Origin of the sequence: Streptomyces sp. SAJ15, assembly GCF_007595705.1 — a bacterium.
Classification (GTDB): domain Bacteria; phylum Actinomycetota; class Actinomycetes; order Streptomycetales; family Streptomycetaceae; genus Streptomyces.
The window spans coordinates 143,515-156,888 of sequence record NZ_NISY01000010.1 but is presented as its reverse complement, the minus strand read 5'-3'; the positions used below and the strand labels follow the sequence as shown (position 1 = coordinate 156,888).

Sequence of the window (13,374 nt, the reverse complement as noted above, 5' to 3'; positions counted from 1 at the left end):
CGCTCAGAACGCGGTCGTCGCGTCGTATGTACCCCAGATCTCCCGCAGCGCACCGCAGACCTCGCCGACGGTGGCGCGCGCGGCCAGCGCCCGCTTCATCGGGTAGAGCACGTTGCCGTGGCCGGCCTCCCTCTCGGCGGTCTTCTTCAGCGCCTCCAGGGCGGCCCGCACCGCGCCGGCGTCGCGGTCGGCGCGCAGCCGTTCCAGCCGTTCGACCTGCTGGGCCTCGATCGCCGGGTCCACGCGGAGCGGTTCGTACGGCTCCTCCTCGGCGGTCTGGAAGCGGTTGACGCCGACGACGACCCGCTGCCCCTCCTCGGTCTCGCGGGCGATGCGGTAGGCGTTCCGTTCGATCTCGTCCTTCTGGAAGCCCCGTTCGATGGCGGCCACGGCCCCGCCGAACCCCTCCACCTCCTGCATCAGCTCGGCCGCCGCCGTCTCGATGTCGTCGGTCATCGCCTCGATGGCGTAGGACCCGGCGAAGGGGTCGACGGTGGCCGTCACATCCGTCTCGTGGGCCAGCACCTGCTGGGTGCGCAGCGCGAGGCGGGCGGAGTTCTCGGTGGGCAGCGCGATGGCCTCGTCGAAGGCGTTGGTGTGCAGCGACTGGGTGCCGCCGAGGACCGCGGCCAGCGCCTGCACCGCCACCCGGACCAGGTTGACCTGGGGCTGCTGGGCGGTGAGCTGGACCCCGGCGGTCTGGGTGTGGAAGCGCAGCATCTGCGAGCGCGGGTTGCGGGCGCCGAACTCCTCGCGCATGACGCGGGCCCACAGCCGGCGGGCGGCGCGGAACTTGGCCACCTCCTCCAGAAGGGTGGTGCGGGCGACGAAGAAGAAGGAGAGTCGGGGCGCGAACTCGTCCACGTACATCCCCGCCTCGATGGCCGTGCGGACGTACTCGACGCCGTTGGCCAGGGTGAAGGCGATCTCCTGTGCGGGCGAGGCGCCGGCCTCGGCCATGTGGTAGCCGGAGATGGAGATGGTGTTCCACCGCGGCATCTCGGCCTTGCAGTACTGGAAGATGTCGGCGGTCAGCCGCAGCGAGGGGCCCGGCGGGAAGATGTAGGTCCCACGGGCGATGTACTCCTTCAGGACGTCGTTCTGGAGGGTGCCGGTGAGCTGGTCGGCCGCCACGCCCTGCTCCTCGGCGACCAGTTCGTACAGCAGCAGGAGCAGCGCCGCGGGGGCGTTGATCGTCATCGAGGTGGAGACCTCGTCCAGCGGGATGCCGGCGAACAGCAGCCGCATGTCGTCGATCGAGTCGACGGCCACCCCCACCTTGCCGACCTCGCCGTGCGCGAGTTCGGCGTCGGAGTCATAGCCCATCTGGGTCGGCAGGTCGAAGGCGACCGAGAGGCCGGTGGTGCCGTGCTCGATCAGCTGCCGGTAGCGGGCGTTGGACTCGGCGGCGGTGCCGAAGCCCGCGTACTGCCGCATCGTCCAGGGGCGGCCGGTGTACATCGTCGGGTACACCCCCCGGGTGAAGGGGTAGCCGCCGGGCTCGCCCAGTGCGGTGGCCGGGTCCCAGGCGCCCAGCGCCTCGGGCTCGTAGACCGGCTCGATGGGCAGCCCCGACTCCGACACGCGCGCCATGGATGCCCGCCTCCCGTAACGAGTGGTGTCCTCTCCCTCACAGCATGCGCCGATGTTCGCGGACGGGCAGCTTCGGGCATTCTTGAACCTCGGGAGAAAGGTGGGGGGTACACCATGCGTCGAACATCGGTCTCCGGCTTAAGCCGGTTCTGCGCGGCCGCGGCGGTCGTGGCGCTGGCGGCGGGCTGCAAGACCACCGTCGCGGAGCGCGAGCAGCAGCAGCAGCGGGAGCAACGGGAGCGGGTCGCGGCGGCCGCCGGCACGACCGGCGCCCCGTCGGGGACGGCCCCCGCACGGCCGTCGCCGCCACCCACTCCCTCGCCCCCGGTGACGGCGGAGCCGACGGCCGGCGGGTCCCCGACGTCCCGGACCCCCGTCCCGCGCCCGACCACCGCGCGGCCCACGCCGCCCGCCGCCCAGCCGGTGATCGCGCCCGGAAGCCGCGGCGAGCGGGTGCGCGAGCTCCAGGCCCGACTGCGCCAACTGGGGCTCTTCGACCGCAACCCGACCGGCTTCTACGGCCCGGTCACCACCGCCTCGGTCGGCTCCTACCAGCGCTCCCGGGCACTGCCCGTCAGCGGCGGCGTGGACCGGAGCACCTGGTCCACGCTGCGCGCCGACACCAGGCGCCCCTCGCGGCTGGAGCTGCGCCCGACCACCAGCCGGCCGCTCGCCGCGCCGGACCGGCGCTGTCTGACCGGGCGCGCGCTGTGCGTCAGCAAGACCAGCCGCACGCTGGCGTGGATGGTGAACGGGAAGGTGGTCGCGGCGGTGGATGTGCGCTTCGGCTCGCAGTACACCCCGACCCGGGAGGGCGCCTTCCAGGTGAACTTCAAGAGCCGCGACCATGTGTCGACGCTCTACGACACACCGATGCCGTACGCGCTGTTCTTCAGCGGCGGCCAGGCGGTGCACTACTCGGCGGACTTCGCGGCCCGCGGCTACGGCGGGGCCTCGCACGGCTGTGTCAACGTCCGGGACAAGAAGACGATCGCCGCGGTCTTCGAGCAGGTCCGCGTCGGCGACAAGGTCGTGATCTACAGGTAGAGCCGCCGGAGGGGCGGACTTTACGGCGCGGGCGGGGCCGGGGGAACGTGCCCCGCCCGCGCCAGGGTGCGCGGAGCCGTAGGTACGGGGGGGACCCCGGCTCCAACGCGGCCGATGACCAGTCGGCCCTACTTTCTACAGCGTCACCGCCGCGGAAAACGTCACACCTCGGTCGGCTCGGGCGCGCCGGAGCCGCTGGGCGCGTCACTCGGGGCGGGCGTCGGGCCGCCGGTGGGGGCGGGCGGAGGCGGCGGTGGGGGCGGGGTGCCGGGGCCCTGGGTGCTGGTGGGCACGGGGCCGGGCGCGGGGTCGCCGCCGCCGTCGGTGCCCGGTCCGTCGTCCCCGCCACCGCGGCTGCCGTCGTCGTCGCCGTCGGAGCCGCCGTGGTCGCCGCCGGAGCGGCCGCCGTCGCCGGAGCCGTCGTTCGATCCGCCGCCACGGCCGTCGTCGGTGCCCCCGTTCCGCGTCACGACCTGCTCGCAGTAGGCCCGGACGGCCTCGGGGCCGCCCGCGGCCCGCTCCAGCCGGCGTATCGCCTCGGGGTCCACCCGCGCGGCGTCGCCGTCCTCGGCGGCCAGATACGTCCGGCAGATCACCAGGGCCCAGTGCTTCTCGCCCCGGCCCCGCTGCTCCCGGCCCTCGTCGCGCGGGCGCGACGGGCGTCCGGTCTCCGGGTCCCGGGCCTCGTCCTCCCAGCGACCGTCGACGAAGGGGCGGGAGGTCTTCGGCCCGGTCGGGCGCGCGGCGTCGGGATCGCCGGGCGACCCGTCCCCGGAGGGCGTTGACGACGTTGTCGAGCCGTCTTCCGACAGTCGGGGCTCCGCCGTGGTGCCGGCCCCGGACCCGGCCGCGGACACCGCGGAACCGGGCCGCGACTCGTCGCCGCTCTGGTGGAAGGGGGTGGGCAGCACCCCGGCGGCGGCAGCCACGGCCATCCCGCCGAAGGCACATCCCGCCAGCGCCGCGACCATTCCGGCGCGCAGCGGACGGCGCAACCGGGAGGGCGCGGAGCCACCCGAGCAGGCGCGGGCGGCACGCTCCCGACCCGCCCGGAAGGCGGCCACGGCGGCGTCCTCCCCGGGCAGCGGCCGATCACCGGATGGCGGGGCGGGGGTGGCGACGACGTCGAGGACGGCGGCCAGACGTTCCGCTTCCATGCGTGACTGGTCGTCCCTGGCGCCGACGGACCGGTAGGTCTCGACGGGCTCGCCACGAAGCAACCGCTCCACGGCATCCTCATCCAGCCAGCTGTAGCGGTGGTCGTCGCCCATCACATGTCCTTCTGCGTCCGCGCGCGCGAATCCGTCACACCGGCCGAACGGGCCGGCCCGCCGCGTGACTCACGCTGGGCGGGCACCCCGTCCAGCACCGTGGATTCGCCTCCGGACGGGCCGCCCAGCAGATCGGCGAGGCGGCGCAGACCGCGATGGGCGGCGGTGCGCACCGCGCCCGGTCGCTTGCCGAGCACCTCGGCGGCGCTCTTGGCGTCGAGCCCGACCACCACCCGCAGCACCACGGCCTCGGCCTGGTCCTGGGGCAGTTGGGCGATGAGGCCGAAGGTGCGGTCGGTGCCCAGCGCCTCCAGCGCCTCACCGGCCGTGTCGGCCTCCGCGGCCCAGCCCTCGAGCTCGCTCTCGTCGCCGCCGATGAGGGGGCGGCGGCCGCGCATCCGGATGTGGTCCAGCGCCCGGTTGCGGGCTATCCGGGCCGCCCAGCCGCGGAACCGGTCCGCGGTGCCGCTGAACCGGTCCAGGTCGCGGGCTATCTGAAGCCACGCCTCGGAGGTGATGTCCTCCGCGTCCGCGTCGCCGACCAGCGTTCTCACATACCCGAGCAGGCGCGGGTGTACCGACCGGTACACCGTACGGAACGCCGTCTCGTCCCCGTTCTGCGCCGCGCGCACCGCGGCGGTCAGTTCCGCGTCGTCCCCCTGCACGCTCTCTTCCCGCTCCACTCGGAGAAACTGAGGTCCAGCGATGCCGATGGTTGCGCCGATGCCGTGCCTCCCGCGATCAGGTTCCGGTCGGGCCGGGACCGTACGGCGGGTACGGCCCGGGCTGGGGTGCGGGGGCGGCGCCGGGCTGCGTCGGCGCACCGTACGGGGCGGCGGGCGGCGTGGGCGCGCCGTACGGGGCGGCGCCGTAGGGCGCGGCACCCGCCGGGCCGTAAGGGGCCACGCCGGCCATGCCGTAGCCCACGCCGGCCTGCGGCGGCAGCGCGGCACGCTGCTCCTGCATCGCGGTGATCTGCCGGACCAGCAGCAGTCCGAGGATGGCGGCGGCGATCAGGATGACCGTCGAGAACATGTTGACGCCGAGGGAGTTCTTGATGCCTTCCATCGCGTCCATGGCGTCGTCCTGGTTGACGAACTTGCCGCGCTTGGCGTCTTCCTGCAAGTCCTCCAGCTTCCGGTCGTTGACCGTGTACTGGACGTTGCTGATGAGGTTGACGGCCATGGCGACCATGAACGTCACCCACCAGCCGTTGAGCAGGCCGCGCCGTACCTGCTGCGGCCCCTGCGGGGAGCTGGCGCGCCAGATGTCGTTGGCGATCTGCTTGGGGAACCACAGGTTGACGACCGGGGTGAACCAGGAGCCGGCGGCCCAGCCGCTGCCGAACCGGTGCGTGCCCGGCGCGAACACCTCGGCGTTCAGCCGCAGCCTGCGGAACCAGATCGCCCACAGGATCGCCACGGTGAGCCCGATCAGCCCATAGATGAACGACGCCCCGAGGGCGAAGTCATCCGCGTCGTCGATCTCCTCCTGCGTGACGCTGAACGGGTTGTCCAGGAAGTCGGAGGCCACCTGGTGCTGACCGCCCTCGCCTATGAGCACCAGGACCAGCGCGGGGATCATCACGGAGAACATCACGGTCAGCGCGGTGGCCAGCCCGCGCCGCAGGTCCACGCCACCGGCCGGCATTCCCACGGCCGGCGCGGCCGGGTACGGGGCGTACGGGGTGGGTGGGGCTGCGGGCATGGTCGCCTGCGGCTGCTGTGACTGCTGATACGTCCCACAGGCGGCACATCGCCCGTCGGGGCCGACAGCGACAGCGCGGCAGTTCCCACACGAATACATTTTCCAGATCCCCCTGAGCCGTGGCCTTTGGTCCTCGTCCACGGAAGGAATAAACGACACACCGCGCCCAAAGCGCGGACCTGCACGTTACGGGCATCTGCCCAGCCAAGTCCAGAGCGGGGCCGGGCGCCGGGTGTGACGAAATCGCGGCACGTGGCGCTGTAAGAGATACGGGCCCGCTCGCGGGCCCGTACCGGACGACGGTCGGGGCCTCTCCTGTGGGGGGTGGCGGCCCCGGCCGTCCCTCCGTTCCCGGCCTATTCACCGGATGTCTTCCGGTCCGGGCGCCCCCTTTTCCGCCGTGGCGCGCCTTTCCGCCGCCGCGCGCCACCGATCTCCCACGGGGCCGGTCAGTCCACCCGGTCCGCCAGCGCCTGGAACTCCGCCCAGCTCAGCACGGGCGGCCGCGGGTCCCACAGCCGCTGGGCCAGCGCCCGCAGCGGCATCCGGATTCCCGCCGCCACCTGCTCGGGGGTCTGCGCGTTCGGCAGATCGCCCCAGACCGCGAGCTTGCCGCCCTTCACCCGGTCCGCGCCGGTGAGACCGGCGTCCGGTACCGGCGTCGTGCCGCGCAGCACCGCCGGCGACCATTCCGCATAGATGCGCTCCCCGGTCGGATAGCGGAACTCATTGGGCTCGCCGAGTACGTAATAGAGGTATTCATCGTTGAGGTTGACCACCTTCTGCCCCGCCCGCAGATACTCCACCGGCGGCCGCGCCCCGATTTCCCTGCCGGTCCAGTACTCCACCTCAATGCCCGGGTCCGGGGCCACGACACCGCCGCGGAAGAAGCCGTCGTTCCACGCTTTGGGCTGTTTGCCCTGCTCGCGCGCGACGGCCGCACGGTCGTTCAACCAGTCGGTGGCGAGGTCCCGCACCCGCGCGGAGGGACCGAAGGCGCGCCGGGCGGCGGCCGCCAGCTGCGGGTAGGACGCCTCGGGGTCGCTGGACATCAGCGCGCGGTACTCGTCGCCGCCCAAGTGCCAGTGACGCCCGGGGAAAAGCTCGGAGAATTCGCGGGTCAGGTCGTCCACCATGCGAGACGAGGCGGGGTTGGAGATGTCGATGGCGCCCATGACGGGCGTCCCGGCGGCGTTGCGCAGCTGGAGCTCGGGGTGGGCGCGCAGCACCGCGCCGAGGTGGCCGGGCGAGTCGATCTCGGGAACGACGGTGATGTGCAGCCGCTCGGCCAGCGCCAGGATCCGCCGCACCTCGTCCTTGGTGAGGTGCTGCGCGGAGACCACCTCCGGGTGACTGTCGCTCTGGACGCGGAAACCCTGGTCGTCGGAGAAGTGCAGGGCGAGCTGGTTGAGCTTGAGGTCGGCCATCTCGCGTAGCCGCGCCTCGATCCACTCGGCGGAGTAGTGCTTGCGGGCGATGTCGAGCATGAGTCCGCGCTGCGGCCGGTCGGGGGCGTCCTCCAGCACCCCGTCGGGGAGGCGCGCGCCCGCGCGGGCGGCCTGCAGCACGGTGCGGGTGCCGTAGAAGGCGCCTGCCTCACCCGCGGCGGTGATCCGGGCCCGTCCGTCGTGCACCCGCAGGGTGTACGCCTCGGGGCCGCCGGCCTGGTCGGGGCGGAGCGCCAACTCCAGGTCGCCCCGGCGGGCGGGGCCGTCGGCGGTGCGGCCGCCGAGCTCCTCGGCGAGCTGCCGCGCCTCGTCGGCGAGCGGCCCCCTGGGATCGGCGACCACCCGGGTGTCCTTGCCCGGCAGCCAGCCGTGGCCGGGCTCGGTGCGGTACGAGCGCAGGGCGGGGATGGCGGCGGGGACCGGGCCGGGTGGCGGCAGCGGGGTGCGGGTCGAGGGGGACGGGGAGGGCGAGGGGGAGGGGGAGACGGCCGGCGGCAGCGACACCGGGGGGCCGGCGGGGGCTCCGGTGTCCCGCTGGCAGGACAGGACGATCAGGGTGATCAGCACGGCGACCGCGGCCACGCCGCTCCACACCGCCGTGGCTCTGGAGATGCTGATCGGCATCCTCATGGAATGAACCCTCCCATAAGGGATGCGCGCCCGGGGGTCGCGGCGACCTCGACAGGGGCCTCGACGTCCACCCTGTGCCACACACCCCTGTCTTCCGGGTGAATTTTGCGCATCTATCAGCCGACATCCGACTTACACCGTTACGGTGGCGACACCCCTTCTCCCCCTTTCGCTCATCTCACACCCCTTCACCTTCCTTGTCCCCCTTCGCTCATCGCTCCCCGCGCCTCCCTCACGCCTCCCCCACCTCCCTCACCCTCCCGATCCCCTCCTTCCTTTCCACGGTTCCCCTCGACCACCCACCCGAGAAGCCCATGCCATCCAGCGACACCGCAGACCCGCCCGAACCGACCACCCCCGCACTCCACCTCGAGGGGCCCCTCAGCCCCCTCAGCCCCCTCGACCGCTTCAACGCCGCCCCCGCCGGCGCCGCCGAGGAGGCGCTGCTGGCCTGCTGCGGCAGCCGACGCTGGGCCCGACGGGTGGCCGCCCGCCGCCCCTACCCCGACCTGGAGGCGCTGCTGCGGGCGGCCGACGAGGCGAGCCGTCGACTCACGGCCGCCGACCTCGACGAGGCGCTCGCCGACGAGAAGCGCGCCGTCACCGCCGATGAGCTGCGGCGCGCCGCGCGCTCCCGACTCACCCATCTGGCCGCCCGACGCCGCCGCACCCCCCAAATGCCGGATCAGTTCACTTCTGCCCTATAGGCCGTACGTGCCTGATTAATCCGGCTGATCGACCCCGCGCGAAGGAACCGACAACACGTCGCTACGATGGCCGGGGCCGGTGGACCGTACCCGGCCGGGCCAGACCGACCGACCAAAGCCGGAAGGCCCCACATCCCCGCTTCCGGAGGGTTTTCCGTGCCGGCTGGAACGCTTTACCGCGGCCGGGAAGGCATGTGGTCCTGGGTGGCTCACCGAGTCACCGGCGTCCTCATTTTCTTCTTCCTGTTCGTGCACGTACTCGACACATCGCTCGTCCGCGTCTCCCCCGAGGCGTACGACGATGTCGTCGCGACGTACAAGAACCCCGTCGTCAACGTGATGGAGTACGGCCTCGTCGCCGCCATCCTCTTCCACGCCCTGAACGGCCTGCGCGTCATCGCCGTGGACTTCTGGTCGAAGGGCCCGAAGTACCAGAAGCAGATGCTGTGGACCGTGATGGGCGTATGGCTGGTCCTGATGGCCGGCGCCTTCTACCCGATCCTGCAGCACACGCTGCGCGAACTCTTCGGGAACTGAGGCGTGATCGACGATGAGCGCTGAGACGACTTCCCCGAGCGACGTGAGCACCGTGAACGACGACGTCAGTCTGTACGACGTGGACAACCCGGCGCCGGTGATCGAGCCGCCGCGGGCCCGCACCAAGAAGACCCCCAAGAAGGCCAGCCGAACCAATTTCGAGATGTACGGATGGCTGTTCATGCGGCTGTCCGGCATCGTCCTGGTGGTGCTGGTCCTGGGTCACCTGCTGATCCAGCTGGTGCTGGACGGCGGCGTGAGCCGGATCGGCTTCGCCTTCGTGGCCGGCCGCTGGGCCTCCCCGTTCTGGCAGGCCTGGGACCTGATCATGCTGTGGCTCGCCACCCTGCACGGCGCCAACGGCCTGCGCACGGTCATCAACGACTACGCGGAGCGCGACAGCACGCGCCTGTGGCTCAAGGGGCTGCTCTACACCGCGGCGGGGTTCACCATCGTGCTGGGCACGCTGGTGCTCTTCACCTTCGACCCGAACATCCGCTAGGCCCTCCCGTCGCCGACCACCGCCCTCAACGGAAGGCGCTACGCGCCCCTGGCACCCAGGGCTGAGGTAATCCACTCATGAAGATCCACAAGTACGACACCGTCATCGTCGGGGCCGGCGGCGCCGGCATGCGCGCGGCCATCGAGGCGACGAAGCGCAGCCGCACCGCGGTGCTCACCAAGCTCTACCCGACCCGCTCCCACACCGGCGCCGCCCAGGGCGGCATGGCCGCCGCCCTCGCGAACGTCGAGGAGGACAACTGGGAGTGGCACACCTTCGACACGGTCAAGGGTGGTGACTACCTGGTCGACCAGGACGCCGCCGAGATCCTGGCGAAGGAGGCCATCGACGCCGTCCTCGACCTGGAGAAGATGGGTCTGCCGTTCAACCGGACCCCGAACGGCACCATCGACCAGCGTCGCTTCGGCGGCCACTCCCGCAACCACGGCGAGGCCCCGGTCCGCCGCTCCTGCTACGCGGCCGACCGCACCGGCCACATGATCCTCCAGACGCTGTACCAGAACTGCGTCAAGGAGGGCGTGGAGTTCTTCAACGAGTTCTACGTCCTCGACCAGCTCATCACCGAGGTCGACGGCGTCAAGAAGTCGGCCGGCGTGGTGGCGTACGAGCTGGCCACCGGCGAGATCCACGTCTTCCAGGCGAAGGCCGTGATCTACGCCTCCGGCGGCTGCGGCAAGTTCTTCAAGGTGACCTCCAACGCGCACACCCTCACCGGTGACGGCCAGGCCGCCGTCTACCGCCGCGGGCTGCCGCTGGAGGACATGGAGTTCTTCCAGTTCCACCCGACCGGCATCTGGCGCATGGGCATCCTGCTCACCGAGGGCGCCCGCGGTGAGGGCGGCATCCTGCGCAACAAGGACGGCGAGCGCTTCATGGAGAAGTACGCGCCCGTCATGAAGGACCTCGCCTCCCGCGACGTGGTCTCGCGCTCGATCTACACCGAGATCCGCGAGGGTCGCGGCTGCGGTCCCGAGGGCGACCACGTCTACCTGGACCTCACCCACCTGCCGCCGGAGCAGCTGGACGCCAAGCTGCCGGACATCACCGAGTTCGCGCGCACCTACCTGGGCATCGAGCCGTACACCGACCCGATCCCGATCCAGCCCACCGCGCACTACGCCATGGGCGGCATCCCGACCAACGTCGAGGGTGAGGTGCTGGCCGACAACACCACCGTGGTGCCGGGCCTGTACGCCGCCGGCGAGGTGGCCTGCGTCTCGGTGCACGGCGCCAACCGCCTGGGCACCAACTCGCTGCTCGACATCAACGTCTTCGGCCGCCGCGCGGGCATCGCCGCCGCGGAGTACTCCGCCAAGGCCGACTACGTCGAGCTGCCGGAGGACCCGGCGCGGCTGGTGATCGACCAGGTGGAGCAGCTGCGCGCCTCCACCGGCAACGAGCGGGTCGCCGAGCTCCGCAAGGAGCTGCAGGAGACCATGGACGCCAACGTCATGGTCTTCCGCACCGAGCAGACCATCAAGACGGCGGTCGAGAAGATCGGCGAGCTGCGCGAGCGGTACCGGAACGTCGCCGTGCAGGACAAGGGCAAGCGCTTCAACACCGACCTGCTGGAGGCCATCGAGCTGGGCAACCTGCTCGACCTGGCCGAGGTCATGGCGGTCTCCGCGCTGGCCCGCAAGGAGTCCCGTGGCGGTCACTACCGCGAGGACTTCCCCAACCGCGACGACGTCAACTTCATGCGCCACACCATGGCGTACCGCGAGGTCGGCGACGACGGCACCGAGTCCATCCGTCTCGACTACAAGCCGGTCGTCCAGACCCGCTACCAGCCGATGGAGCGTAAGTACTGATGGCTACCCCCGTTCTGGACAAGGGCGCGGCGGCGTCCCCCGCCGAGCCGGCCGCCTCCCCTTACATCACGGTCACCTTCCGGATCCGCCGGTTCAACCCGGAGGTCTCCGACCAGGCGACCTGGCAGGACTTCCAGGTCGAGATCGACCCGAAGGAGCGTGTGCTCGACGGTCTCCACAAGATCAAGTGGGACCACGACGGCACGCTGACCTTCCGTCGCTCCTGCGCGCACGGGATCTGCGGCTCCGACGCCATGCGGATCAACGGCCGCAACCGGCTGGCCTGCAAGACGCTGATCAAGGACATCAACCCGGACAAGCCGATCACGGTCGAGCCGATCAAGGGCCTCACGGTCCTGAAGGACCTCGTCGTGGACATGGAGCCGTTCTTCCAGGCGTTCCGCGATGTGATGCCCTTCCTGATCACCAAGGGCAACGAGCCGACGCGGGAGCGGCTGCAGTCCGCCGAGGACCGCGAGCGCTTCGACGACACCACCAAGTGCATCCTGTGCGCCGCGTGCACCTCCTCGTGCCCGGTGTTCTGGAACGACGGCCAGTACTTCGGCCCGGCGGCGATCGTCAACGCGCACCGCTTCATCTTCGACTCGCGCGACGAGGCCGGTGAGCAGCGGCTGGAGATCCTCAACGACAACAACGGCGTCTGGCGCTGCCGCACGACCTTCAACTGCACGGACGCCTGCCCGCGCGGCATCGAGGTCACCAAGGCCATCCAGGAAGTGAAGCGCGCGCTGATCACGCGACGCATCTGACCTGCCGGCCGGTCACCCCGGCCGCGGTTTCGGAAAGGCCCCGTGTCCCCACCGGACACGGGGCCTTCCCATGCCCTCTCCCCCGCGGGGGCACGGCCTTCCCTCCTCCAGCTATACACCGCATGTATACACATGGCGTATAGTCGCGCCATGGCGACCGCGTACCTCCTTCCGATCAAGACCGCCTCCGCGCTCTTCCCCCTGCTGGCACTGGTCCTGCTGCTGCCGACGGCCGTCGTCCTCTACCGGCGGCACGGGGTGCTCTCGCAGTGGCGCGCGCTGTCGCTCTTCGGCTTCCTGTACTACGCGCTCACCGCTCTGTGTCTGACGATCGTGCCGCTCCCCAGGCGATCGGTGGACATCTGCGCCGCCTACGCCGCGGTCGCCCACCCCCAGCTGGTGCCCGGCAACACCTTCGGCGACATCTGGAAGGAGGCCGGACACAAGGTCACCCTGGACGCGTTGGCGCTGAGCAACCCGGCGGTCGCCGGGGCCCTGTTCAACCTGGCGCTGCTGCTGCCGCTGGGCGTCTTCCTGCGCTACCACGTCCGCCGCGGCCTCGCCGGCACCGCGCTGATCGGGGCCTCGGCGGCGTTGTTCTTCGAGCTGACCCAGTGGACCGGGGTGTGGGGGCTGTACCCCTGCCCGTACCGGCTCTTCGACGTCGACGACCTGCTGACCAACACCACCGGCGCGGTCCTCGGCTGGCTGGCGGCCGCCCCGCTCGCCCGCGCCCTCCCGCCGCTGGAGGCGCTGGACGAGCGGGCCCGGGCCCGTCGCCCGGTCCCGTTCGGGCGTCGACTGACGGCGCTCGTCGTCGATCTGTCCGCGGTCACGGCGTTGACGACGGCCGGCCTGGCCACGGCGCGGCTCCTCGGCGGCCCGCTCGACCTCGCCGCGGCCACCCGGACCACGGCGGCGGTGGGCGCCGTGTGGTGGGTGCTGCTGCCGTGGCTCACGGGGGCCACTCCGGGGAAGCGGCTGCTGCGGCTGCGCCTGGTCGGCGCGGACGGCGCCTCGCGCCCCACGCCGGGACGGCTGTGCGTGCGCGCCGCGGTCCTGGCCGTCCCCGCGCTGCCGCTGTCGACGCTCCTGCTCACCGCCCTGACGGTGCTCTTCTACGATCCGAGCCCGGCGTCCGTCGCCTCGACCGTCTCCGTCGCCCGGCACGCGGGCGGACGGGAGACGCTCTACACCGCCGCCGGGTACCCGACGCAGACCCTCGCCGTGCTGCTGGCCGTCGCCACGGTCACGGCGTACGCGCTGGTGACGCTCCGGCACGCGGCGGGACTCGCCCCGCACGACCGCCTGTCGGGGCTGCGGACCGCGG

General features: G+C 71.8%; 11 protein-coding genes and 1 pseudogene. 7 read left to right on the top strand and 5 right to left on the bottom strand.

Annotated features, from left to right (window positions below):
- Positions 1 to 3 precede the first annotated feature (3 nt).
- Positions 4 to 1,593, bottom strand: coding sequence for a methylmalonyl-CoA mutase (locus tag CD790_RS24045; protein WP_144385406.1), 1,590 nt, complete (start codon positions 1,591 to 1,593; stop codon positions 4 to 6).
- A 114-nt stretch (positions 1,594 to 1,707) separates the two neighbouring features.
- Here CD790_RS24045 and CD790_RS24040 point away from each other — a divergent pair, with 114 nt between their 5' ends.
- Complete coding sequence (locus CD790_RS24040; RefSeq protein WP_144385405.1) at positions 1,708 to 2,640, top strand: L,D-transpeptidase family protein; 933 nt, start codon at positions 1,708 to 1,710, stop codon at positions 2,638 to 2,640.
- 161 nt (positions 2,641 to 2,801) lie between these two features.
- On the opposite strand, the gene CD790_RS24035 is transcribed toward CD790_RS24040, so the two are convergent.
- The 4 genes from CD790_RS24035 to CD790_RS24020 form a co-directional block, all read right to left on the bottom strand.
- Positions 2,802 to 3,911 carry a hypothetical protein gene (locus CD790_RS24035; RefSeq protein WP_144385404.1) on the bottom strand — a complete coding sequence of 370 codons (1,110 nt, stop codon included), beginning with the start codon at positions 3,909 to 3,911 and terminating at the stop codon, positions 2,802 to 2,804.
- Complete coding sequence (locus tag CD790_RS24030; protein ID WP_144385460.1) at positions 3,911 to 4,576, bottom strand: RNA polymerase sigma factor; 666 nt, start codon at positions 4,574 to 4,576, stop codon at positions 3,911 to 3,913. Before CD790_RS24030 ends, CD790_RS24035 begins: the two co-directional genes overlap by 1 nt.
- 76 nt (positions 4,577 to 4,652) lie before the next feature.
- Positions 4,653 to 5,618, bottom strand: coding sequence for a DUF4328 domain-containing protein (locus CD790_RS24025; protein WP_260867827.1), 966 nt, complete (start codon positions 5,616 to 5,618; stop codon positions 4,653 to 4,655).
- Positions 5,619 to 6,067: 449 nt separating this feature from the next.
- On the bottom strand, positions 6,068 to 7,696 hold the full coding sequence (locus CD790_RS24020) for a glycoside hydrolase family 20 protein (RefSeq protein WP_144385402.1): 1,629 nt from the start codon (positions 7,694 to 7,696) through the stop codon (positions 6,068 to 6,070).
- 314 nt (positions 7,697 to 8,010) lie between these two features.
- On the opposite strand from CD790_RS24020, the gene CD790_RS24015 reads away from it, so the two are divergent.
- The 6 genes and pseudogenes from CD790_RS24015 to CD790_RS23990 all read left to right on the top strand — a co-directional run.
- Positions 8,011 to 8,403, top strand: coding sequence for a 2-oxo-4-hydroxy-4-carboxy-5-ureidoimidazoline decarboxylase (locus CD790_RS24015; RefSeq protein WP_144385401.1), 393 nt, complete (start codon positions 8,011 to 8,013; stop codon positions 8,401 to 8,403).
- A 156-nt stretch (positions 8,404 to 8,559) separates the two neighbouring features.
- Positions 8,560 to 8,940: a succinate dehydrogenase, cytochrome b556 subunit gene (sdhC, locus tag CD790_RS24010; RefSeq protein WP_144385400.1), complete on the top strand. Its 381-nt coding sequence runs from the start codon at positions 8,560 to 8,562 to the stop codon at positions 8,938 to 8,940.
- Positions 8,941 to 8,953: 13 nt separating this feature from the next.
- Positions 8,954 to 9,442 carry a succinate dehydrogenase hydrophobic membrane anchor subunit gene (locus tag CD790_RS24005; RefSeq protein WP_144385399.1) on the top strand — a complete coding sequence of 163 codons (489 nt, stop codon included), beginning with the start codon at positions 8,954 to 8,956 and terminating at the stop codon, positions 9,440 to 9,442.
- Between the two features lie 77 nt (positions 9,443 to 9,519).
- Complete coding sequence (sdhA, locus tag CD790_RS24000) at positions 9,520 to 11,274, top strand: succinate dehydrogenase flavoprotein subunit (RefSeq protein ID WP_144385398.1); 1,755 nt, start codon at positions 9,520 to 9,522, stop codon at positions 11,272 to 11,274.
- Complete coding sequence (locus CD790_RS23995) at positions 11,274 to 12,044, top strand: succinate dehydrogenase iron-sulfur subunit (RefSeq protein ID WP_144385397.1); 771 nt, start codon at positions 11,274 to 11,276, stop codon at positions 12,042 to 12,044. Before sdhA ends, CD790_RS23995 begins: the two co-directional genes overlap by 1 nt.
- Positions 12,045 to 12,176: 132 nt before the next feature.
- Positions 12,177 to 13,172 (top strand): annotated as a pseudogene (locus CD790_RS23990) (VanZ family protein); the annotation flags it as partial.
- Positions 13,173 to 13,374 lie beyond the last annotated feature (202 nt).

Excerpts from the sequence above, each read along its gene's own strand:
- CD790_RS24025 (WP_260867827.1), bottom strand. The coding sequence starts at position 5,618 with ATGCCCGCAGCCCCACCCACCCCGTACGCCCCGTACCCGGCCGCGCCG.
- CD790_RS24020 (WP_144385402.1), bottom strand. The coding sequence starts at position 7,696 with ATGAGGATGCCGATCAGCATCTCCAGAGCCACGGCGGTGTGGAGCGGC.
- CD790_RS24005 (WP_144385399.1), top strand. The coding sequence starts at position 8,954 with ATGAGCGCTGAGACGACTTCCCCGAGCGACGTGAGCACCGTGAACGAC.
- CD790_RS23995 (WP_144385397.1), top strand. The coding sequence starts at position 11,274 with ATGGCTACCCCCGTTCTGGACAAGGGCGCGGCGGCGTCCCCCGCCGAG.
- CD790_RS24035 (WP_144385404.1), bottom strand. The coding sequence starts at position 3,911 with ATGGGCGACGACCACCGCTACAGCTGGCTGGATGAGGATGCCGTGGAG.
- sdhA (WP_144385398.1), top strand. The coding sequence starts at position 9,520 with ATGAAGATCCACAAGTACGACACCGTCATCGTCGGGGCCGGCGGCGCC.
- CD790_RS24040 (WP_144385405.1), top strand. The coding sequence starts at position 1,708 with ATGCGTCGAACATCGGTCTCCGGCTTAAGCCGGTTCTGCGCGGCCGCG.
- CD790_RS24015 (WP_144385401.1), top strand. The coding sequence starts at position 8,011 with ATGCCATCCAGCGACACCGCAGACCCGCCCGAACCGACCACCCCCGCA.
- CD790_RS24045 (WP_144385406.1), bottom strand. The coding sequence starts at position 1,593 with ATGGCGCGCGTGTCGGAGTCGGGGCTGCCCATCGAGCCGGTCTACGAG.